The organism is Microbacterium sp. NPDC006705, from assembly GCF_044903545.1.
Classification (GTDB): Bacteria; Actinomycetota; Actinomycetes; order Actinomycetales; family Microbacteriaceae; genus Microbacterium; species Microbacterium plantarum.
Window position 1 is genome coordinate 1,576,614 of sequence record NZ_JBJDQQ010000001.1, and the last position, 21,485, is coordinate 1,598,098.

Below are 21,485 nucleotides of genomic sequence, written 5' to 3' on the forward strand. Positions count from 1 at the left end.
TCCCCCGTAGAGAAAGCACGAACTGTGACCCTCACCGATATCTCCGTCTCGACGCGCGTCTCCGACCTGATCGCGCGCATGACCCTCGACGAGAAGCTCGCCCAGCTGGTCGGCTTCTGGGTCGATCAGGGCGACGAGGTCGTCGCGCCGATGGCCGGCGAGATGGCGTCGTCGACCGCGTACGCCGATGCGACCGTCCACGGCCTGGGGCAGCTGACCCGCGTCTACGGCACGCGGCCCGTCGACCCGATCGAGCGGGCGGCATGGCTGTGGGAGGAGCAGCGCCGACTCATTCGCGAGACGCGCCTGGGCATCCCCGCCCTCGTGCACGAGGAGTGCCTGACCGGCCTGGCGGCGTGGCAGGCGGCGACCTTCCCCACTCCCCTCGCGTGGGGCGCGGCGTTCGACCCGGAGCTCGTCGAGGAGATGGGAGCGCTGATCGGCGAGTCGATGCGCGAGCTCGGCATCCACCAGGGGCTCGCGCCGGTGCTCGACGTCATCCGCGACCCCCGCTGGGGACGCGTCGACGAGTGCATCGCCGAGGACCCGTACGTCGTGGGCGTCATCGGCACCGCGTATGTGCGGGGCCTGCAGAGCACGGGCGTCCACGCGACGCTGAAGCACTTCGTCGGGTACTCGGGCTCGCAGGCGGGCCGCAACCACGCGCCGGTCCACGCGGGACCGCGCGAGATCGCCGACGTGTTCCTGCCGCCGTTCGAGATGGCAGTCCGCGACGGCGGCGTGCGGTCGGTGATGAACTCGTACGCCGAGATCGACGGGATGCCGGTCGCGGCGACGCCCGCCTACCTCACCGACCTCCTGCGCGAGACGTGGGGCTTCGACGGCACCGTCGTGTCGGACTACTTCGCCGTCGCCTTCCTCCACACGATGCACGCCGTCGCCCGCGACCGCGGCGAGGCCGCGCAGCTCGCCCTCGAGGCCGGCATCGACGTAGAGCTGCCCACGGGCGACGCCTACGTCGGGCCGCTCGCCGAGCGCGTCCGCGCGGGCCAGGTCGACGAGGCGCTCATCGACCGCGCCGTTCGTCGGGTGCTGATCCAGAAGGAGGAGCTCGGGCTCCTCGACGAGACCTTCGAGGAGCCGCCGACGAGCATCGACCTCGACTCGCCCGCGCACCGCGCGGTCGCCCGGCGCCTGGCCGAGGAATCGGTCGTGCTGCTGACCAACGACGGCGTGCTGCCGCTCGCATCGCCCCGCCGCGTCGCCGTGATCGGACCGAACGGCGACAGCTCGGAAGCCCTCATGGGCTGCTACTCGTTCGCCAACCACGTGCTCGCCCACCACCCGGGCGTGCCGATGGGATTCGAGATCCCGACGCTCGCGGCATCCGTCATCGACGCCATGCCGGACGCCGAGGTCACCGTCGTGCGCGGCTGCGAGGCCGAGGGCGACGAGCGGTCGGGCTTCGCCGAGGCGGAGGATGCCGCACGCGCGGCCGACGTCGCGATCGTCGCCGTCGGCGACCGGGCCGGACTGTTCGGCCGGGGCACCGTCGGCGAGGGGAACGACGCCGACTCGCTCGAGCTGCCGGGCGTGCAGCGCGAGCTCGTCGAGCGTCTCGTTGCGACGGGGACGCCGGTCGTGCTCGTCGTCCTGTCGGGGCGGCCGTACGCGATCGACTGGGCGCTCTCGGGCGAGGGGGCCGTCGCGGCAGCGCTGCAGACGTTCTTCCCGGGCGAAGAGGGCGGACCGGCGATCGCGGCGGTTCTGTGCGGCGAGGTCTCGCCGTCGGGCCACCTGCCCGTCTCGCTCCCCCGGTCGTCGGGCTCGCAGCCCTACAGCTACCTGCATCCGATTCTCGGCGGTCCGAACGAGATCACGAGTGCCGACAGCACCCCCGCGCTGCCTTTCGGGCACGGGCTCAGCTACACGTCGTTCGAGCGCTCCGGCCTGTCGGTGACCGCGTCGGTGGCGACGGGCGGCTCCTTCACGGCGAGCGTGCGGGTGCGGAACACCGGCGAGCGCGCCGGCACCGATCTCGTGCAGCTCTACGCCCGCGACGTGCACGCGAGCGCCACCCGCCCCGTCGCGCAGCTGCTCGGCTTCGCCCGCGTGCAGCTGGATGCCGGAGCCGAGGCGACCGTCTCGTTCGACGTGCCGACCGCGCGGCTGGCCTTCACCGGGCGCGAGGGGGTGCGCATCGTCGAGCCCGGCGACATCGAGCTGTGGGTTGGACCCTCGTGCGCGGAGCACGAGACCGAGGCGGCGACCGAGATCGTCGGCGACGTGCACCGCATCACGGCATCCGACCGGCGGATCGTAGAGGTCTCGATCGAGCGGTGATCGGGGGTCGTGCGCGGAGGGCGCGAGCGATAGTGTGCGGGCCATGTACAACGACTACGCAGGGCCCGCGGCGGCCTTCGGCATCGGCTTCGTCGTCCTCGGTATCGCGATCTACCTCGGGACGATCGCACTCGTCCTCTGGGTGAGCTACCTGCTGATGCGCACGGCGGTGAAGAACGGGATGCTGCTCGCGATGCGCGAGAGCGGCGGGCAGTTCCCGGGTGGGGGTGTCGGTGGTTATGGTGCCGGTCCGCGTCCGGCGGCGCCGCCGTACCCGCAGGCTCCGCCCGCGCCGGGCGGGCACGGGCCGGCTGCGCCGGGCGGGCCGGGCACCCACGGTGGGCCTGCTGCTCCTGGTGCACCAGGTGGTCCGGCTTCGGGCGGTCCGGGCCCCGTGGGGTAAGCTGACCGAGCACCTCCGGGTGCGTGGGGCTGTAGTTCAATGGCAGAACATCTGCTTCCCAAGCAGATAGCGCGGGTTCGATTCCCGTCAGCCCCTCCACAGCCCCGACGGGCGGCCACCGGCCGCGCGGCGGGGCTTTCCCGATGTTGCCGTCGGAACCACCCCGCCCCGCCCGCGCCGCGATGCAAGGGTTCTGGCCCGACACCCCGCTCAGCGGCATCCGGCCCGGGGTGTCGTGTCGGATCCCTTGCATCCCGGTCCACGCCGCCCGAGGCTCCGCAGAAGAGGCGCACCCGTCATCCGGGTGCGCCTCTGAGCTGATGCCGCGATTACTTCTGGATGAAGGCCAGCAGGTCGGGGTTGATGACGTCCGCGTGAGTGGTCAGCATGCCGTGCGGGTAGCCGGCGTAGATCTTCAGCTCGGAGTTCTGCAGCAGCTCGTGCTGCAGCAACGCGGCGGCCTTGTAGGGGACGACCTGGTCGTCGTCGCCCTGCATGACGAGGACGGGAACCGTGATGGCCTTGAGGTCCTCGGTCTGGTCGGTCTCAGAGAACGCCTTGATGCCCTCGTAGTGGGCGAGGGCGCTGCCCGTCATGCCCTGACGCCACCAGTTGGCGACGACCGGCTCGGACACCTCGACACCGTCACGGTTGAAGCCGTAGAACGGCCCCGAGGCGACCGCCTGGAAGAACTCGGCGCGGTTGGCGGCGAGAGCGGAGCGGAAGCCGTCGAAGACCTCGATGGGCGTTCCCTCGGGGTTGCTGTCGGACTTGAGCATGATCGGCGGAACCGACGAGACCAGGACGGCCTTCGCGACGCGCCCCTGCGGCTGACCGTACCGAGCGACGTAGCGGGCGACCTGGCCACCGCCGGTGGAGTGGCCGATGTGGATCGCGTTCTTCAGGTCGAGGTGCTCGACGACCGCGTTCACGTCGCTGGCGTAGTGGTCCATGTCGTGGCCGGTGCTGATCTGCGAGGAGCGACCGTGGCCGCGCCGGTCGCTGGCGACGACACGAAAGCCCTTGGCGAGGAAATACAGCATCTGCGCGTCCCAGTCGTCGGACGACAGCGGCCATCCGTGGTGGAACACGATGGGCTGGGCGTCCTCGTCACCCCAGTCCTTGAAGTAGATCTCGGCGCCGTCTTCAGTGGTGATGTATCCCATAATGAGTCCTTTGTCATGTCGTCGAACGAGTGGGCCCGACCGACGGGTGAATGGTGCGCGCCTCGACGATGTGGCGACGGGATTCACGGTAACTTTCGGGTCTGCGCGACGCCTCCGACAATTGCCGACTCCCGTTGCTACGTCTATCCAAGCCGGGTACGTCGCCGCGAAGAGGGGATACGGATCCCCCGGAGAGGTGATGTGAGCACACCCTCGTTCTCCTTACGGTGAAGTCTCTCCCCCGGCTCGGCACGAGTCGGGAGGACGGTTCGTGACAGTCAGGGAGCTCGGTGAGCGATAACAAGAGTGTTCTCGGGAGCTTTCTGCGTGCGCGGCGCTCGCGCGTCCGCCCGACGGACGTCGGCCTCCGTCCGACTGACGGCAGACGAGTCTCCGGGCTGAAGCGCGACGAAGTCGCGATGCTCGCAGGCATCAGCATCGAGTACTACACCAGGCTCGAGCAGGGACGGGGAGCCGACCCCTCCACCACGGTGGTCCGCGCTCTCGCGCGCGCTCTGAATCTGGACGACGTGAGCGTCGAGTACGTCAACCGTCTCACCGGAAGAGTCGACGAGCAGCGACGCATGATCCCGCCCGAGAAGAGCTACATCATGCGCGAACTGCTCGACACGTGGGCGCACATTCCGGCGTACATCACCAATGGCAACCTCGACATCGTCGCGGTCAACGAACTCATGCGTTCCCTGAGCTCCGGCACCATCCGCCCCGGCGCCAACGCCCTCATCGCGCACTTCGCGGCCGGGAACAAGCGCCAGATCGTGAACTGGGAGGAACTGGCGGCACGCGGTGTCGCGACCCTGCGGTTCCTCGGAGATCGAACGTCCACGCGGTATAACGAGATCATCCGTGAGTTGTCGACGGATCAGGACTTCGTGAGGCTGTGGGAGCTGCACGAAGTCGCTCGCCCGTCGGACTTCGATTCTCACCTGCGGTTGGACGGGATCGGCGAGATCCAGATGCGGGTACATAATTTCGAGGTCCCCTCCCTGCCGTTCCACACGTTGACGACCCAGTCCCCGAAACCCGGGTTCACCGCTCTCGCCGACACCCCCGTCAGCCGCGAAACGAGCTTCGCCTGAGCCCTCGAACGAAAGGCCGCCCATGCCGAGCATCCGCATCAAGCGCGCATATGACGCAGCTGCCGCAGACGACGGTTACCGGATCCTCGTGGACCGCCTCTGGCCACGGGGCGTGTCGAAAGAACGCGCTGCTGTCGACGAGTGGTTGAAGGACATCGCGCCCTCGCCCGATCTGCGCACCTGGTGGGACCATGACTCCGCGCGAATGACGGAATTCACCCATCGGTACGAGGCGGAATTGGAAGCGAATCCCACGGCCGTTCAGCACCTGCTCGAGGTCGCCCACGCGCAGGGCACGGTCACCTTGATCTACGCGGCGCACGACCCGGCGGTGAATCATGCCGTGGTCCTCCAGCGTTTCGTCCAAGAGCGGCTCGCCCGCACCGGGTCATAGCGGCAACTGCTCGCCGAGCCTCACCCCGTAACGCGCGATGCTCGTCGCCACCGGGAGCCGCTGCTCGTCGTACGAGGCGAGGGCTGCGTCCACGGTCGACGAACGCAGGAGGCGGGCGAGAGCGAGCGCGTCGCCCGCCGCTTTCGCGGCCCCCATCGCGGTGTGCGGACGGACCACCGCTGCCGCATCCCCGAGGAGCAGTGCGCGCGTCCGGGTGAGCCGAGGGGCGACGTAGTCGAGCACACCCTGGAGGAATGGCCGAGGCTCCATCGCGATCACGTCGGCGAACGGGGGCGGGAGGCGATGCTGGGCCGCCTCGATCAGGTGCGTCCTGACGTCCTCCGGCGTCTGCCCGGGCGCGAGGGACGTCGACAGGGGGAGGCGTCCCGCGGCGGTCATCAGCGCCGACAGGTCGCCGGAGCTCATCGACCGGTACCAGACCCAGTTGTATCGCCGACGCCCCGGCTGGGTCTGTCCGTCCGCCCCGGGGACGAGATAGCCGAGCGCGTGCTCCCCCGGTCCCGTGAAGAAGGTCATCCGACGAAACAGGGTGTCGGCGGATGCCCCGGGGACGAGGTCTTCGGGGATGAGGCCGCGCCAGATGGCGTAACCGGCGTAGCTGGGTTCGCCGCCGTCGGGTGCGACGAAGCGGCGCACGTGCGAGTGGGCTCCATCCGCTCCCACGAGGAGCGAAGCCTCCTCTCGTTCCTCGCCCGCAGTGAAGGAGAGGACGCCGGCTCGCGCGTCGACATCGGTGACCGGACTGTTCACGACATATCGAGAGTCGGGGATCGCATCGCGGAGACCGTCGTATAGGCGGTCCCACGACAACTGCGTCTGCTCGGCCCGCTCTCGGTAGCGAACGGCACCTCGCAGGTCGAGCGCGATCCGCTCGACGGATGTCACCCCGGGGACAGCGCCCGCCGGGACTCCGGCGACATCGAGTGCGGCGAAGACCTCGTCCTGGGCGACCAAGCCGGCGCCGCGCGCTCGGAGACCGTGCACCGACTTCTCGTACACCGTGACGTCGTGTCCCAGCCGGTGCAGCATGGCCGCCGCGAACAGCCCGCCGATGGAACCGCCGGCCACCGCGATGCGGTGCGCGGACGACGCGAAGCCGCTCATGCGGTCAGCGGCACGGCGTTGGCAGCGTCGACGATAAAACGTGCGATGTCGCCGGGGTGCGTGTGCAGGACGAGGTGCGGGCCCGGCAGCTCGAGCACCATGCGGGCCGAGGCTCGCTCGAGACCGAAACGGACGGCGTCCGGGTTCACGATCTGATCCGCCGTGGCGACGATTCCCCAGGTCGGGCGGGTATGCCACGCTGCGTGCGTGGCTCGGTCGCTGAGCACCGCGGCGTCCAGCGGGCGCTGGGTGACGGCGATGACGGCCGCCTCGTCGGAGGGAATCCCCAGGGCGGCGAGGAAGGGGAACTCGTCGATGGCGACGGATACCTCCTGCCGGGTCGCGCCGTCGGCGGTGGCGTATCGCCGGTAGTCGAAGTAGTCGGCGGCGTCGGATGCGGGGAAGCGCTGACTCAGGTCGTCTGCACTCTCGTCCACGTCGAGCACGAATCCCGCCACGAAGACGAGCCCGCGAACGTTCTGCGCCGTTCCTGCACCGGAGGCCACGGTGGCTCCATAGGAGTGGCCGACCAGGAGCACCGGTCCGTCGATGTTCTCGACGAACGATCGCACATACGCGACATCCTCCGCGAGACTTCGATTGGAGATGGCGGGAACGCGCACCTCGATACCCGCACCCATCACGCGCATCGCCACCGGTGACCAGCTCGCTCCATCAGAGAACGCGCCGTGCACCATCACAACGGTCGGCGTCTCGCGCATATCCCACTCCCTCGTTCCCGGAGATGACCCGGCCACGTCTCACGGTAGGAGCAGTGTCCGCGCCCTCCCTCCGAAGGTTGTCGCTACCTGACTGGACGGATGTCGGAAACCGCGTTCGCATCGAGGAACACTCGGACGACCTCGTTGAACGCCTCCGGATTCTCCAGGAACGGGAAATGCGAGCTGGCGACATCGCGCGGGAAGATGTGCACGAGCGCTCCGGGGATGCGCGAGGCGACGTAGCGTTGCGACTCGGCCGACACATGGCTGCCGTCGCACCCCAGCACGAGGGTGGGCTTGGCGATGGTCGGCAGGAGTTCCCGCCAGTCCTGCGCGCCGTGGTCGAACAGCAATGGCGCGGCGACACGGCGCGGTGTCTGAGCGACCTCCGATGACACGAACGACCAGAGGCCGTCGTCGACGGGCCCGGTGAACATGCTCCGCACGAAGGCGCGCACCGTGGCGTCTCCGCCAGTATCGTCGGCGATGGCGTTCGCGAGGGTACCGAGCCCATCCGCGGGCAGGATGCAGCCTGCGGACTGCTGCTCGATCGCACTCATCCACAGCTGCGCGGCGACCGCGGCGGGCTGGTCCACCAGCACGAGGCTTCGCACTCTCCTGTCGCCGAAGAGTTCGAGATACGACCAGATGACCGAGACCCCCATCGACCAGCCGAGGAGATGGACATCCCGGATGTCGAGATCTTCCAGGATGTCGCGGACGTCGGCTGCGAGACGAGCGATGCGGTGGCCCCGCCCAGGCTTCTCCGACCTGCCGTGTCCACGCATGTCGTACGTGATGACACGGCGTTCTCCGAGTCCGTCACGCTGGTGCCGGAACATCTCCTGCGATTGCGACCACCCATGGAGCATCAGGACCGGGGCGCCGTTCCCGCCCGTGTCGTACACCTCGAGGGTTACGCCGTCGCTGGTCTGGACCTGCCGGCTTTGCGCCCTCATTGGATGTGTCCCGCGTTCTCCCAGTACGAGGCGAGTTTCAAACCGAGGTGCAGTGCACTGCGCTTCATCCCGTCATCCATCGCGTCTTTGACCACCTGTGGCATGTTTTCCAATCGGTAGTACAGCGTCGTGCGGTGAATGTGCAGTTCTTCGCATACGACTTTGATCTGGTGGGCATGGTCGAGGAGGGTCTCGATGGTCTGGCGGCGCAGCGGGTCCGCATCGTGGATCAGGGCGTATGCGGCGGGTGAGTACCACTGCAGTCGGTTCGGATCCGAGACGACGTCGGCGATGAGCAACCACGGGCCGACGTCTTCGGCGCGCAGGCTCGTGCCCAGATCCGGCAAGAGCTCCGCGACCGCTGCCGTCGCGACAGCTCGCTCGGCGACCGGTCGCACGTCGATGTCGGTTCCGGTGAGATAGGCGGACCCGATTGCGCGCAGCGGCACACCCGCGCGCGCCGCCGTGGCCGCGATGAGGTCATCCGTTCGCGTGTTCTCATGTGAACGCTCCAGGAACAGCAAGGCAGCTCCGATCTCGCCCATGAACATGAACGTCGCTGTGGCCAGGCTCTCCACAGCCCGACCGAGCGAAGCGCGCTGGACCACGGAGGTGTCGTGCCCGACGGCCACGGCGCGAACGACGGTCGCCGAGCTGCGAGACACGCCGTAGGCGCGGACAGCAGTGCTCAGCGCATCCCGTCTGACGATCGGATCCGGGGCGAGGAGTCCTCGGAGGACCATGTCGCGCGTCGATCGGCCCGGTATCTCGTCCTGCGCGGCGGCGAGATACTCGCGTGCGATCTCCACCGCGGCGTCGACTGCACGAAACTGCGATGACGTCAGCGGGGGGAGCCCGCCCGTGATCAGCCACAGGACCCCGAGCAGTGCGTCACGGGAGCGGATCGGCACCGCCAGGCGTTCCCGTGCGCCGAATCGATCGAGGTTCACGGTCTGCGGTCGTTTGGCGGAGGACAGGTGGATGCTCTCCAGATACGCGCGCTCACGCGGAGGTGTCGCGCGTCCCAACAGTCCACGGGCGCGGAGCTCATCGATCTCCTCGCCCTGTGCGCTGGAAACGATGGGGCGGTACTGGGCGTCGTTGATGACGACGGAACGGCCGAGGTCTTCCGCGAGGTCATCCACGAGTGTCTGCAGGTTCATCCCCGTCCGCTCCCTTCTCGGCCGCACCCGCGCCCTCGGCTTGAGCGTAAGAACGGCCCTCCCGGGCGAGGAGGCCCAACTTGTACTACTCAGGCGGCGGCGACCTCCGCGGCATACGTCGCCGCGGAATAATGAGGGGATGCACGACCGGCACTCCGGCTTCGCCGTTGCGTCAGACCGCGCCTTCCTGGCCGGGTCTTCCACCGCTGCCAGCACCCCCCTGCGCGGGCGCGGCGACATCATCTCGTCCCTCACCGCGTCCATCGAGCGGTCTCTCTCGGGCGAGCCCACGCCCGCGCTCATCCGCGGGCGCGCGGGCATGGGAAAGACCCGCCTGCTCGCGGAGGTTCTCGCCGTCGCCGAGCAACGAGGCTGGCCCACCCTCACCATCACCCCGGACGTCGACTCCGGAGCAGTCCCCTTGGGGGCACTGACCGAGGCGATGCTGCGCGGCACACCGCGCCTGGTGACGGAGGAGGAGCTGCGGCCGGCCCTGGGCGCGGGAGAACCGCAGTACTGGATCGCGCGCCTCCTGACCGACCGATTGGAGTCGACGGCTACGACGGCGGGCGGTGCGATCGTCGTCGTCGACGACCTGCAGTGGTTGGACGCCGCGTCCGTCGGGATCCTGTTACGGTCAGCGGCCGCCCTGGCGGATCAGCCTGTCGCCTGGGTGCTTGCCAGCCGCTCCGGACAGTTCCGGGCGGCCCATGCTCGAGTCGCCGAGTATGTCGAGCGCACCGGCACGGTCCTCGATCTCGAGCCTGTCGCGGCGGATGCTGCGCTCGAGATCGCGGCAGACCTCACCGGCGCCACCCTCGGACCCAAGCTCGAGGCGGCCCTCGAGCAGACCTCGCACATCCCGCTGCTCATCGTCGAACTCGTGCGCGGGCTGCAGGAAGAAGCGCTCCTGGCGGCCCGTGGTGGCGTCGTCGACGCCATCGGCTATGCCGTTCCCGCCAGATTCGGGGCGGCATCGCGACAGCGGGTGGCGCACCTCTCCGACGACGCACTGACCTTCGCCCAGGTCGCGAGCTTGTTCGGCAGGCGGTTCCGCCTCTCCGACGTCTTGACCGCGACCGGCGGCACCGCGGTGGCCTCGATGACCGCGGTGCGCGAACTCCTCGGTGCCGATTTCCTGATCGAGGACGGGGCAACCCTCGCCTTCGTCCACGACACGATCCGGGAAGCGGTGGAAGCGTCGATCCCGGCATCCGTCCGTAAGGCGATGCTGCGCGAAGTCGCACAGCTGCGCCTCGCCTCCGGCGAACCAGCCTCCGCCGTCGCCGCGGCACTCGTGGAGGCTGCCGAACCCGGCGATCAGCAATCGTTCGCACTGATCCGCGACGCCGCGCAGCAGTTGGCTGCGTCCGACACATCGCAGGCCGCGGACCTCGCCGCAGCGGCACTGCGCCTCGCGAACAACGTTCCGGCTCTGGCGGAGGCCAGTACCGAGCTCCTTCCGTACCTCTGGGCCGACGGGCGCGACACCGAGGCGGACAACGCGACCCAGGCACTCGCGCCCTATCTCTCACCGGAGTCGCGGGCACGTGTCCTCCTCGGTGCCGCCCGTCGCCAGACCGAATCCTCCTTCGATCGCGCCATCGCCACCTGTGATCAGGCGCTCGCGCTCGCAGGCATCGAACGCGCGACGCGAGCGGACCTGCTCGCCGTACGCGCCCTGAACTGTGCGAACAAGGCGGACTTCGTCGAGCTGACCCGCACCCTGGCGCTCGCACGCGAGGTCGCCGACCCCGATGCGGACCACGAGGCGCTCGCCACCGTGGACGCGACAGAGTCGGTGTACGCGTTCAACAGCAACCGGTTCGACGACGCGGTCGCCCTCATGGAATCCGCGTCGAGACGCGCCGCTCTCGCGGGGCTGGATCCGGCGCGATGGGTGCCGGAAGGATTGTGGGACGCATTCCTCCACAACTCGAAGGGCGACGTCACGCGAGCTCTCGAGCTGGTGGACGAGGGGCTGAGCTCGGCGATCGCATCCCGGGCCGCTGTCGCCGAGGCGTATTGGATGATGGTCCGCGCCCGCGTTCTGCATGACCTCGGCCGGCTGGATGACGCGAGGCTGCAAGCGGAGTCGGTGCTCGCTCTTGCTGATGAACTCGGACTCGGCGATTTCGCGAATGCGACCGCCGGCATCGTATTGTTCCGAATCGCTCTTCGCACCGGTGACACCGCTCTCCGAAAGCAGACCGAACCGCTCGTCGAGACTCTCGCGTCCGGCGGCGGTGTCGTCCGAGCGGGTCAGTGGATGCTCGTGCTGCGAGCGCTCAACGACGGAAAAGTGGATGACGCTGTGGCGCACAGCGTCCTCGCACGGGAATCACTCCACGACCCGATCCCCACGATGACGACACCCTCGGACTTCGCCGACGACCTTCTGCTCATGGAGGTCGCGATCCGCTCCGAGGATGACGAACTCGCTCGTGAGGTCATCACGCGAGCCCGCATCCGATACGACGCCAATCCTGAGAATGCCTACTGCCGGGCCATTCTGCGGACCGCGGAGGGCTGCCACGGACGTGATGCGGACACGCTGACTGAGGCCGCGATGATCCTCCGGCAGTCGGATCGCCCGCTCATCCTCGCTCTCGTCCTCGAGTTCCTGGGCGTTGTGGCGCCCGACGCGGAACGCTCGGTCCCGGCGCTCGACGAGGCACTCGCCATCTATGAGACCGCGGGCGCGCATCGCGATGTCAACCGTGTGCTGCAGTCTCTCCGACACCTCGGAGTTCGCCGTCGCGCGCACGCGCACGGCGATCCGCAGATGCTCTCACCGCGTGAGCAGCAAGTGCTCGAGCGCGTCGCCGCCGGCGCGACGACGCAGCAGATCGCGGACGCACTGTTCATGTCGCCCCACACCGTCGTGTCCCACATTCGCCACATCTACGCGAAGTCGGGACTCAATTCGCGAAAGGACCTGCGCGAGTGGCACGGAAAGCGCGCGGCGCGCGCCCCGTCACAGCTCACGCGTGAATCTGGTTCCATGCGCTGATCTGGGCGCCCGCGACGCGGAAGCTCGCGAACCCCATCACCTCGACCGTCGACGTGCCGGGGAGCCTCAGCCGCAGCCGCTGCTCGGTCAGCACCGTGTCGCCGCAGACCGCCACGGACTCGAGGTGCGTGGTCCACTGGTCGAACTCCTCGTGCAGCTCGGCGATCATCCGTGTCACGGCGGGTCGCCCCCACACGCGCTTGTTCGCAGACGGACGATAGACGACATTTTCAGCGAGGAACGGATGCAGTTCGGCATGCGCGCGGTCGTTGAGGAGCGCGATGAAGTCGCGCACGACGAGTTCGCGTTCGAGTTGGTGGATCCCGGTGAGTGCCTCGCGGCCGATGGCGTCCATGGTGTCTCCGTCCAGGTCAGGTGGCACTCACGGTATGGCGGGTCGCGACCAGCGCTGTGCGACGTCCGTCCAGTCCGCGAAGGACACTTCGTGCAGATCGGCGACCCCGATCACCGGGCGATGCACTCGTCGCACGCAGTCTCGTCACGTGTCGGAAGCACATCGCTCCGGATAACGCGATGGTGGTGCCGTCAGACGAATGCGAGAGCGAGCGGACACCGGATGAACAACGTCGAGACAGGACCGACACAGGCACCAGGAGCACCTCTCACCGCGAATGCGGTGTTCCTGGTCGTGACCATCGCGCCAGGCGGCGTCGACATCGTGCGCGACGTTCTCGCCGATCTCTCCGATTCGATGAAAGCCATCACCTTCCGATTTCCGGAGGCGGCGTTGACGTGCACGGTGGGAGTCGGCAGCCGCGTGTGGGCGTCGCTCATGCAGAGCGCTCCCCCCGCGCAGCTCCGCCCCTTCACGCCGGTCGTCGGGGCGAGGCATACGGCACCCGCGACACCGGGGGATCTGCTCTTCCACATCCGCGCGGAACGCACGGACGTCTGCTTCTTCTTCGAGAAGCGCCTGCTGAGTGATCTCGGTGCGGCGGTGCACGTCGTCGATGAGACGGTGGGCTTCCGCTCTTTCGATCGTCGCGACCTGTTGGGTTTCGTCGATGGAACGGCGAATCCGGTTGAACCGGCCATCGATGCCACCGTCCTCGTCGCCGACGAGGACCCCGTACACACCGGAGGCACCTATGTCGTGACGCAGAAGTACGTGCACGCGATGGCCGAGTGGGATTCGCTGCCCGTCGAGACACAGGAGCGGATCCTCGGACGCACGAAGGTCGATGGGATCGAGCTGGATGACGCCCCCAGCGGCCAGCAGTCACACAAGTCCCTGGCGACCATCGAGGACGACCACGGTGTCGAGCACGACATCGTCCGCGACAACATGCCGTTCGGCAGGCCCGGAGCGGGAGAGTTCGGCACCTACTTCCTCGGGTACAGCCGCAACCTCTGGGTCATCCAGCAGATGATCGAGCGGATGTTCATCGGACATCCTCCGGGGATGCACGACCGGCTGCTCGACTTTTCCACCGCGTTGACCGGCACCGTGTTCTTCGCCCCGTCCGCCGCCGAGCTCGACGCGCTCGGCAGCGGATGAGCAGGCGCGTCTGGCGTCAGCTGTTCGCCCTCCGACCGGCTCCGCGCCAGTGGCCGGCCGCACTGCAGGCTGCTCTGGCCGTCGCCGTTCCCCCGCTGCTCGGACTCGTCATCGGCGAACCACGTTGGGGGTCGGTCGGTTCCCTCGGCGCTCTCATCGTCCTGCACCTCCCCGACCGGTCGCGCAGAGAACGTGCTGTCGCGCTACCGATCATCGCCGGCGCTCTTCTGGTGGCCGCGTGTGTCGGTGCGGCGCTGGGTACAGCGCTCATTCCCGGCCTCGTGGCCATGTCCGTCATCGCCGTCGGCGGGTCGTTCCTCGCGCAGGCGCTGGCGGTCGGTCCGCCCGGGGCGCTCTTCCTCGTCCTCATCACCGGCTCTGCCGGCCAGCTCGTGGCCCCCGCGGCTGCCGGCGGTGCCGGCATGAGCTGTCTCGAGGTCGTGGCTTCACTCGCCGGCGGTGCGCTCCTGGGGTATCTGATCGTGGTGCTGCCGCTGCTCGCGCCCACGATCCGAGCCCGCGACCGGATGATATTCGCGCAGCGAACGCCCTGGCGCTTCGCAGTCCCCGCATCCGCTCGCCTGATCGTCGCTCGGATCGCTGCGTCCGCGGTGCTCGCTGTACCGGTCAGCGCGACCCTCGGCCTGCATCATGCGGCGTGGGTCATGTTGGCGTGCCTCGGAATCCTTCAGAAAGACGCGGACGTCTATTCAGCAGTCCTGCGGGGTACGCAGCGCCTCATCGGCACCGGACTCGCCATCCTCCTCGTGATCGTCCTGGCGGCCATCGAGCCCCGGGGGTGGGAGCGCATCGCCTGGGCGGCCGGGTTGATCTTCCTCTTCGAGCTCCTGCTCCGACGGAACCTGACCTGGGCGCTCGCCGTCGTCACACCGATGGCGGTGCTGCTCGCCTCAACCGCAGGGCAACCCATCAGCGAGGTCGCGGCCGAGCGCGTCGTCGACACGATCGCTGGTGCCGGAATCGCGGGAGTCGTCCTTCTCGCCGCCGTGACAGGGGAGCGCCGGCGCAGCACGACCGGTTCGACACATGTCGGATGACGTTCGAACGCGCGGCCTACGGGAGCCCCATCTCACCCGAGCACAGTGAGGGTACGTTCAGAAAGGGCCGATCATGCGAGACATCCTGCAACCGGGGAACCATGCGCCGCACTTCAGTCTCCGGGTGACCGCCGACCAGTCGCTGAGTTCAGATGAGCTCCTCGGCAGCCCCGTTGTCCTCGCGTTCTACCCCGCCGACTGGAGTCCCGTCTGCGGCGACCAGCTGTCCGTCATCAATGAGGCTCTGCCGCTGATCCGCGCCCGGGGCGCGCAGGTGGTCGCCGTGTCCGTCGACAACGTGTGGTCGCACGAGGCGTTCACGGCAGCTCACTCACTGCACTTCCCGCTGCTCAGCGATTTCGAGCCGAAGGGGGCGGTCGCACGACTCTTCGGTGCGTACGACGACGCCGTGGGCGAAGCGCGCCGAGCGCTCTTCGTCATCGACCCCGCCGGCGTCATCGCTTGGAGCTACCTCGCGCCCGTCGCCGTCAACCCCGGCGTCGACGGCGTACTCGATGCCCTCGACACCCTCACCCACAACTGAAAGGAGAGGACCATGTCCTCACTTCGCGTTCCCGTCTCCTCACACGACCACAGCTCGGGTCCCGCCGACGCGGCGGTGGTTCTCGTCGAGTACGGCGACTATCAGTGCCCCTATTGCGGTGCCGCGTATCCCGTCGTCGCGAAGCTGCTCGCCGCATACGAGGGGCAGGTGCGTTTCGTCTTCCGGAACTTCCCGCTCGCCGAACTGCACCCCGAGGCGGTCGATGCAGCGTTCATCGCCGAGTTCGCGGCCGAACACGGCAAGTTCTGGGAGGCTCACGACCTGCTGTTCGAACACCAACGACAGCTGGGCCCCGACCTCTATGCGACGATCTGCGAGCGCCTCGGCCTGCCGATGGACGAGCTCCGCGCGGCGGTGGCCGAGGGACGCTACCTGTCGCGAATCCGCGCCGACGAAGAAGGCGGCATCCGCAGCGGCGTCAACGGGACGCCGACGTTCTTCCTCAACGGCCATCGCGTCGACTCCGGTACGGACGGCCTCGCCGACGCCCTCGCGGATGTTATTCGTCGCTCTGCGTGAGCCATGGCGATAGCGAAGGGCCGCCGGGAGCATCTCGGCGGCCCTTCCCTGTTGCTCAGCGCGCGGCGCGACGCATCCGCAGTGCCGCAGTCACCGTCACGACGCCCACCAGGACGACGAACGCCAGAAGCACGGTGGTCTGGGGCAGCACGGTCAACGCTCCCCCGATAGCGAGCACCGGAAGCGCCAGACCGCAATACGCGACGAGGAACATCGCGGCGAGCGTCTCACCTGTGCGACCCGGTTCCGCGATCTCCGAGGCGGTGGCCAGCGCACATCGGAACAGCGCGCCGACGCCCGCCCCGCCGACGATCCCGCCGAGAAGGAAGAGAGCGAGCGACGGCGCGAGAGCCCCGCCGGCGATCACGAGCAGACCGACTCCACAGGCGATGGCGGCGAACAGCAGCTGGGTGCGATACGCGACGCGGGCCAGAAGCCCCTGAGCGGCGGCGGCGGACCCGAAGACGAGGAAGACGGTAATCCCGGCCACGAGGTGGCCGTGCTCGTCGAAGATGCCGACGAGGATCGACGGGGCCAGAGAGGTGAACAGCCCGAAGAGCGCGAAACCTGCGAAAGCCGCGAAGGCGGCAGCCACGAAGCGGTCGCGGGACGCCGCGGGGACCGCGACCTTCTGCGGACGATATGTGCGCCGAGCCGCGGTGACGGTCTCCGGAACAAGCGCGACGGCGATGGCCAGGAGAATGAGGACCACGGCGAACACGGTGTGCGGAAGGTGCAGCGGGTCGGGCAGGAAGTCGGCGAAGAGCCCGCCGATGAGGGGGCCGAGGGCGAGACCGCCGAGGTTCGCTCCCCCGGCGACGGATGCCGCGACGACGGCGTTCTCGTCTGGTCGCGCCCGAGCCCGCAACTCGCCGAGGTGCGCAGTCGCGGTCGCCGTGAGCACGCCGATACTGACGCCGTTGACGATTCGGGCGATCAGCAGCCCCGGGACGTCGGTGAATACCGTGAACAGCATCGCGGACAGCGCGGAGATGACGATGGCGATGACGAGCATCCGTCGTCGCCCCATCCAGTCGCTGACGTGCCCGAGCAGGAACAGGCTCGCAACCACCCCGGCCGCGTATGCCGCGAACACGACGGTGACGACGGAGACGGGGAACCCGTCGAGCTGCTGATAGAGCGGGTACAGGGGTGTGGGGACGGTGGAGTACGCCATCACCAGGAGGAACGCGACCGCGACCACCCAGAACGGCGTGGTGCGGCGTGTGACGTGTGAGTGTGTGGGGGCCAACGCGTGCAGCTTTCTCGGGGAGCGTGCCGTTCATCGCCTCGGGCATGAACCCGAGGCGATGTCGCGGCTCATCGCAGCGGTGTGATGCCCTGCGAGCCGCGCGGGAAGGTCGCGAGAACCGCAGGGTCGATGTTGAGGTGCGCCGAGACGAGCTGCGGCGGCACGTGGGACAGCCAGTTCGCGAGGGAGATCTCCTCGTACTTGTCGGTGCGGAACACCTCGAGGAACTGCAGCACGTCGTCACCGGTGTTCTCGATGTAGTGGCCGAAGTTTTTGCGGACCACGCCCACGTCGCCGGCACGGAAGTCCGTGGTGTTCGCATGCGGTCCGGTGTTGAACACCGTCATGCGGGCAGAACCGCGAAGGTAGTACTGCCACTCATCGGCATTCGGGTGCCAATGCAGCTCTCGCATGGAGCCCGGCTCGACGGTGACGAGTGCCGCGGCGACCGTGGATGAGTACGTGTAGTTGGTCGAGTCGGCGATCTGGATGGAGCCGCCCGTGTTCTCGTAGAGCGGCTTCGATCGCGAGAGGCGGAAGATGACCGGCTCCATGCCCCACTCGACGCCGGCCGCGGCCTGGTCGGCCTCGAGCGCCGGCGGCTCGTCACCGGGGAAGATCCACAGGTTGTGCAGAGGGATGTCGGAGAAGACCTCCTGGGCAACGCCGAAGTTCTTCGCCAGGACCTCCGGCGGCGTGTGAGCGAACCAGTCGGTGAGGAGCAGCGTGTTCGACTCGGACTGGTCGCCGTCATCGAAGGCGAGGACGAACTCGGCCCCGTCGGGTCCGAGACCCTGGAGCGAGTGCGGCGTACCGGCGGGGAAGAACCACAGATCGCCCTCCTCCACGTCTTCCACGGCGGGAAGACCGGAGCGACTGAGGGTCGTGACGCGCGCTTTGCCCCGGGTCATGACGGCCCACTCGGCAGTCTGGTGCCAGTGCAGCTCACGAATGCCGCCGGGCTCGAGGTACATGTTGACGCCGGCGATCTCGTCGGAGATGTGGAAGTCCTGCTTCGTCAGCTCCCGCGCCCAGCCGCCCCGCTGGACGCGGCGCGGCGAGATGTTGAACGAGGACCAGAAGAACGGCTGGGTGCTGATGTCGGTCGCCGGCGCGTGAATCTGGTTGGGGAACTGCGAGGTGATAGCCGTGTTCTGCGGGCCGGTCATCGTGTTGCTCTGCGGGCGATCGGCGATGTTGACCTCGCCCTCCTGCGGCAAGTCGGGGTTGCCCAGCGTGGGAACCTCGTGCCCGACGGGGACGTTCTCAGACGAATCCATGGCTTGCTCCTTCGTGACGGATCCGGACGGTATTCAGGAGTCTGGCGATGCCCCGCGATGCGTCACAGGGATAGCTGACGAACGGGTATTCGACACTCGTCGGACGCCGTCGATCGCTCCGTTCGCTTGGGTGGAAGGCCCCGGGAGGTTCCATGTCGCTCGCCCACGCCTCATCGATTCGTCGCTACCCGCTCCTGGAGACGGTGTGGGCGTCGGCATCTCTCGCGTTCGTCTCCGGACTGCTCGACGCATGGACGTTCGGCCAGGTCGGCACGTTCGCGACCGTGCAATCCGGCAATCTCATCTCGCTGGGCTACGCCACCGCGGAGGGAGACGTCGACCGCGCGCTCCTTGCGGCCAGTTCCGTTCTCGTCTTCGCGGCCGGAGCCTTCGCGTGCAGCATCCTCATCCTCGGGCTCGCTCGCCGGGGGAAGTCGTACTCGGCGCCCGTCCTTCTCGGCGAGGTCGTGATCGTCACGGTCCTCGCCGTGCTGAGCGTCACCCGCGGATCGGAACCGATGTGGATCGCCGGGGCCGTCAGCTTCGTCGCCGGCGTTCAGGGCAACGCCTTTCACCGCGAGACGGGGATGCTCTATGGCAACATCGCCGTCACCTCGGTCATCCAGATGGCCGCCGGCCTGCTGGGACGCGCGGTCGCACGCCGCATCGCCGACGACGGTGAACAGCACCTCCGCCCGGCAGGGGCGTACGTGGCCGTGCTCGTCGCATTCGCTGCGGGAGGCGGGCTCGGCTTCAGCGCGAACGCGGTCCGGTCCGGCTTCTCGTTGATTCTCGCCGCTGCGGTTCTCCTCGGGCTGTGGACGTGTGCCGTCCGCGGACGCGGGGCCGTCGACCCGGCGCAGAACGCGCCGACGCCGTAGAAGCTCCCGCCGCCGACATCCCGGCTCAGCCCTCGAGCACCAACCCCGTACCGCGCTGCAAGGCGCCGCGACCGACACGCCGCTCAGCGGCATCCGTCCCGGGGTGTCGGTCGGGAACACTTGCATCCCGGCACCCACGAACGGATGCCGCCACCCGGTTCAGCCCTCGACGACGACCTCGTCGCCCACCCGCACCACTCCCCCGCCGTCGGCGGGGAGGAGCAGGATGCCGAGGGTCGGCTCGGCCTGATCGAACTCGGTCGTCAGCACGCGCAGCAGCCGCGCGTCGCGCTCGCCCGTGTCGGGGTTGGCCATGATCGCGGCGCACCGGCCGATGGGGCGCTGCACGTCGAACGCGACCTCACCGATGCGGGCGCGGCCGCTCCAGCCGAGTTCGTCCCACGCACCGACACCCGAAACGACGATGTTCGAGCGGAACCGGCGGCTGTCGACGGGCGCGGCCACCGCAGCATCCACGTCCTCGACCGAGGCGGCACCGTGCAGCGAGACGTAACCGCGGGCGCGGTCCTGGAAGCGCGAGGTCGCGCCGTCGCCGACGAGCCGCAGCGGCAGCACGCCGTCGCGGTCGAGGCGTCGCGCGTCGCCCGAGCCCCGCACGAATGCGGTGATCGCGTCCTCGAGCTCGCGCCGCCCGGCGTCGTTGAGCCCCGCGTCCGCGAGCACCGCGCCATCGACGCTCAGCCGCAGCCGCCGCGCGTCGGCGTCGAAGTCCAGCGCCACGCGCGCGAGCGCCGGGAAGTCCATGAGCGCGAGGCCGCGGCTCTTCGGCCATGACTCGAGGCCGTCGGCGTCCTCCGGCTCCACCGCGTCGGCGAAGCGGAACGCGAGCACCCGGTCGCCGGCGATCCGGCCGTCGGGCTGGACGACGAGCTCGTCGCGCGCTTCGGGAGTGAACCCCTTGACGGGATAGCGGTACAGGGCGGAGACGACGGGCACACCGCTACTCTGCACCACCCCGCCCGAATCGCCACCAGCGCGCCCGCGATCTCACAATCGCCGACGGCCCGAAGAGAGAAAGAGGTAACGGAACGGACGATCAGCGAGACCGCCGGGGAAACACCCCGCCTCTAGCGTCGAGCACCATACCCACCGGCTCTCGACCGAAGGAGGACGCGATGTCCTACGTCAAGCCCACCGAGCTCGTTCAGACCGTCATCGACGCGGGCGCGTCGAAGGTCATGCTCTCGACCCGCGACACGCTCATCCGCTCCATCATGGGCGGCGCCGTCCTCACGATCGCCGCCGCCTTCGCCGTGACCATCACCGTGACGACGGGGATGCCGCTGCTCGGCGCCGTGCTCTTCCCGATCGGCTTCATCATGCTGTACCTGCTCGGCTACGACCTGCTGACCGGCGTCTTCGTGCTCGCGCCGCTCGCCTGGCTCGACCGGCGGCCGGGGGTGACGCTCGGCGGCATCCTGCGCAACTGGGGGCTGGTGTTCCTCGGCAACTTCATCGGCGCCTTCACCGTCGCCGTGCTGATGGCGATCGTCGTCACCTACGGCTTCTCGACGCCGCCGAACGAGGTGGGCCAGGCGATCGGCCACATCGGCGAGGGCCGCACGGTGGGCTACGCCGAGCACGGCGCGGCGGGCATGCTCACGCTCTTCGTCCGCGGCGTCCTGTGCAACTGGATGGTCGCGACGGGCGTCGTGCTGGCGATGATCTCGAAGGATGTCATCGGCAAGATCTTCGCGATGTGGATGCCGATCATGCTCTTCTTCTTCATGGGATTCGAGCACTCGATCGTGAACATGTTCCTGTTCCCCTCGGGGCTCCTCCTCGGCGGCGACTTCACGATCATGGACTACCTGATCTGGAACGAGATCCCCACCGTGCTCGGCAACCTCGTCGGCGGCCTCGTCTTCGTCGCGATCCCGCTCTACTTCACCTACGGCCGGCCGACTTCGCCGCGCCGCGTGCGCGCGCCGAAGCGAACCCGCGCGACCGGGACCGCCGAGCCTGTAGCCACCGAGCCCGCCGCCGCGGAGCCGGCAGCCGTCGAGCCCGCGACCGCCCGGGTGTGACGCATGGTCCGCAC

The 21,485-nt window shown here is 68.6% G+C and carries 20 protein-coding genes and 1 tRNA gene; 12 read left to right on the forward strand and 9 right to left on the reverse strand.

Translation table 11 applies throughout. The features are described 5' to 3' along the window. Positions 1 to 78: 78 nt before the first annotated feature. The 3 genes from ACI2K6_RS07515 to ACI2K6_RS07525 all read left to right on the forward strand — a co-directional run bounded on the left by ACI2K6_RS07515 (position 79) and on the right by ACI2K6_RS07525 (position 2,806). Positions 79 to 2,304 (forward strand): beta-glucosidase, encoded by a 2,226-nt coding sequence (locus ACI2K6_RS07515; RefSeq protein WP_282502628.1) that lies wholly within the window; start codon positions 79 to 81, stop codon positions 2,302 to 2,304. A 43-nt stretch (positions 2,305 to 2,347) separates the two neighbouring features. Continuing rightward, the gene (locus ACI2K6_RS07520; protein WP_282501942.1) at positions 2,348 to 2,707 is read left to right on the forward strand and encodes a hypothetical protein; all 360 of its coding nucleotides are present in this window, start codon (positions 2,348 to 2,350) and stop codon (positions 2,705 to 2,707) included. Between the two features lie 25 nt (positions 2,708 to 2,732). Then, positions 2,733 to 2,806: transfer RNA gene (locus ACI2K6_RS07525), tRNA-Gly, on the forward strand. Between the two features lie 230 nt (positions 2,807 to 3,036). Here the strand turns inward: ACI2K6_RS07525 and ACI2K6_RS07530 are convergent. Then, the gene (locus tag ACI2K6_RS07530) at positions 3,037 to 3,873 is read right to left on the reverse strand and encodes an alpha/beta fold hydrolase (protein ID WP_282501941.1); all 837 of its coding nucleotides are present in this window, start codon (positions 3,871 to 3,873) and stop codon (positions 3,037 to 3,039) included. Positions 3,874 to 4,163: 290 nt separating this feature from the next. Here ACI2K6_RS07530 and ACI2K6_RS07535 point away from each other — a divergent pair, with 290 nt between their 5' ends. Together ACI2K6_RS07535 and ACI2K6_RS07540 are read left to right on the forward strand one after the other, a co-directional pair. Next, a complete protein-coding gene (locus ACI2K6_RS07535) occupies positions 4,164 to 4,973 on the forward strand; it encodes a helix-turn-helix transcriptional regulator (protein ID WP_354451463.1) in 810 nt (269 codons plus the stop codon). Between the two features lie 22 nt (positions 4,974 to 4,995). Then, complete coding sequence (locus ACI2K6_RS07540) at positions 4,996 to 5,367, forward strand: DUF488 domain-containing protein (protein WP_282501939.1); 372 nt, start codon at positions 4,996 to 4,998, stop codon at positions 5,365 to 5,367. Here the strand turns inward: ACI2K6_RS07540 and ACI2K6_RS07545 are convergent. The 4 genes from ACI2K6_RS07545 to ACI2K6_RS07560 all read right to left on the reverse strand — a co-directional run bounded on the left by ACI2K6_RS07545 (position 5,362) and on the right by ACI2K6_RS07560 (position 9,336). Further along, positions 5,362 to 6,492, reverse strand: a complete 1,131-nt coding sequence (locus ACI2K6_RS07545) for an FAD-dependent monooxygenase (protein WP_282501938.1) — start codon at positions 6,490 to 6,492, stop codon at positions 5,362 to 5,364. The genes ACI2K6_RS07540 and ACI2K6_RS07545 overlap by 6 nt on opposite strands. Beyond that, positions 6,489 to 7,214: an alpha/beta fold hydrolase gene (locus tag ACI2K6_RS07550; RefSeq protein ID WP_269267018.1), complete on the reverse strand. Its 726-nt coding sequence runs from the start codon at positions 7,212 to 7,214 to the stop codon at positions 6,489 to 6,491. Before ACI2K6_RS07550 ends, ACI2K6_RS07545 begins: the two co-directional genes overlap by 4 nt. Before the next feature lie 83 nt (positions 7,215 to 7,297). After that, on the reverse strand, positions 7,298 to 8,173 hold the full coding sequence (locus tag ACI2K6_RS07555; protein WP_282501937.1) for an alpha/beta fold hydrolase: 876 nt from the start codon (positions 8,171 to 8,173) through the stop codon (positions 7,298 to 7,300). Beyond that, positions 8,170 to 9,336 (reverse strand): helix-turn-helix domain-containing protein, encoded by a 1,167-nt coding sequence (locus ACI2K6_RS07560; RefSeq protein WP_354451468.1) that lies wholly within the window; start codon positions 9,334 to 9,336, stop codon positions 8,170 to 8,172. The genes ACI2K6_RS07555 and ACI2K6_RS07560 overlap by 4 nt, the downstream gene beginning before the upstream one ends. 139 nt (positions 9,337 to 9,475) lie before the next feature. Here ACI2K6_RS07560 and ACI2K6_RS07565 point away from each other — a divergent pair, with 139 nt between their 5' ends. Beyond that, positions 9,476 to 12,349, forward strand: a complete 2,874-nt coding sequence (locus ACI2K6_RS07565; protein WP_354451470.1) for an AAA family ATPase — start codon at positions 9,476 to 9,478, stop codon at positions 12,347 to 12,349. Here ACI2K6_RS07565 and ACI2K6_RS07570 read toward each other — a convergent pair. After that, on the reverse strand, positions 12,321 to 12,704 hold the full coding sequence (locus ACI2K6_RS07570; RefSeq protein ID WP_282501935.1) for a nuclear transport factor 2 family protein: 384 nt from the start codon (positions 12,702 to 12,704) through the stop codon (positions 12,321 to 12,323). The genes ACI2K6_RS07565 and ACI2K6_RS07570 overlap by 29 nt on opposite strands. A gap of 222 nt (positions 12,705 to 12,926) precedes the next feature. Between ACI2K6_RS07570 and ACI2K6_RS07575 the strand changes: the two genes are divergently transcribed. The 4 genes from ACI2K6_RS07575 (at position 12,927) to ACI2K6_RS07590 (ending at position 16,010) form a co-directional block, all read left to right on the forward strand. Further along, complete coding sequence (locus ACI2K6_RS07575; protein ID WP_282501934.1) at positions 12,927 to 13,868, forward strand: Dyp-type peroxidase; 942 nt, start codon at positions 12,927 to 12,929, stop codon at positions 13,866 to 13,868. Further along, on the forward strand, positions 13,865 to 14,926 hold the full coding sequence (locus tag ACI2K6_RS07580) for an FUSC family protein (RefSeq protein ID WP_282501933.1): 1,062 nt from the start codon (positions 13,865 to 13,867) through the stop codon (positions 14,924 to 14,926). The genes ACI2K6_RS07575 and ACI2K6_RS07580 overlap by 4 nt, the downstream gene beginning before the upstream one ends. 73 nt (positions 14,927 to 14,999) lie before the next feature. Continuing rightward, on the forward strand, positions 15,000 to 15,470 hold the full coding sequence (locus ACI2K6_RS07585; RefSeq protein WP_404568344.1) for a redoxin domain-containing protein: 471 nt from the start codon (positions 15,000 to 15,002) through the stop codon (positions 15,468 to 15,470). 12 nt (positions 15,471 to 15,482) lie between these two features. Continuing rightward, positions 15,483 to 16,010, forward strand: a complete 528-nt coding sequence (locus ACI2K6_RS07590) for a thioredoxin domain-containing protein (RefSeq protein WP_282501931.1) — start codon at positions 15,483 to 15,485, stop codon at positions 16,008 to 16,010. Between the two features lie 55 nt (positions 16,011 to 16,065). On the opposite strand, the gene ACI2K6_RS07595 is transcribed toward ACI2K6_RS07590, so the two are convergent. Continuing rightward, positions 16,066 to 17,262 carry an MFS transporter gene (locus ACI2K6_RS07595; RefSeq protein ID WP_282501930.1) on the reverse strand — a complete coding sequence of 399 codons (1,197 nt, stop codon included), beginning with the start codon at positions 17,260 to 17,262 and terminating at the stop codon, positions 16,066 to 16,068. A gap of 68 nt (positions 17,263 to 17,330) precedes the next feature. Next, entirely contained in the window at positions 17,331 to 18,542 is a 1,212-nt protein-coding gene (locus ACI2K6_RS07600; protein WP_404568345.1) for a cupin domain-containing protein, read from the reverse strand. A 152-nt stretch (positions 18,543 to 18,694) separates the two neighbouring features. Between ACI2K6_RS07600 and ACI2K6_RS07605 the strand changes: the two genes are divergently transcribed. Next, a complete protein-coding gene (locus ACI2K6_RS07605; protein ID WP_282501928.1) occupies positions 18,695 to 19,423 on the forward strand; it encodes a YoaK family protein in 729 nt (242 codons plus the stop codon). A 159-nt stretch (positions 19,424 to 19,582) separates the two neighbouring features. On the opposite strand, the gene ACI2K6_RS07610 is transcribed toward ACI2K6_RS07605, so the two are convergent. Then, entirely contained in the window at positions 19,583 to 20,380 is a 798-nt protein-coding gene (locus ACI2K6_RS07610) for an MOSC domain-containing protein (RefSeq protein WP_282501927.1), read from the reverse strand. A gap of 179 nt (positions 20,381 to 20,559) precedes the next feature. Between ACI2K6_RS07610 and ACI2K6_RS07615 the strand changes: the two genes are divergently transcribed. After that, positions 20,560 to 21,471, forward strand: a complete 912-nt coding sequence (locus tag ACI2K6_RS07615; RefSeq protein ID WP_112616051.1) for a formate/nitrite transporter family protein — start codon at positions 20,560 to 20,562, stop codon at positions 21,469 to 21,471. Positions 21,472 to 21,485: the final 14 nt, after the last annotated feature.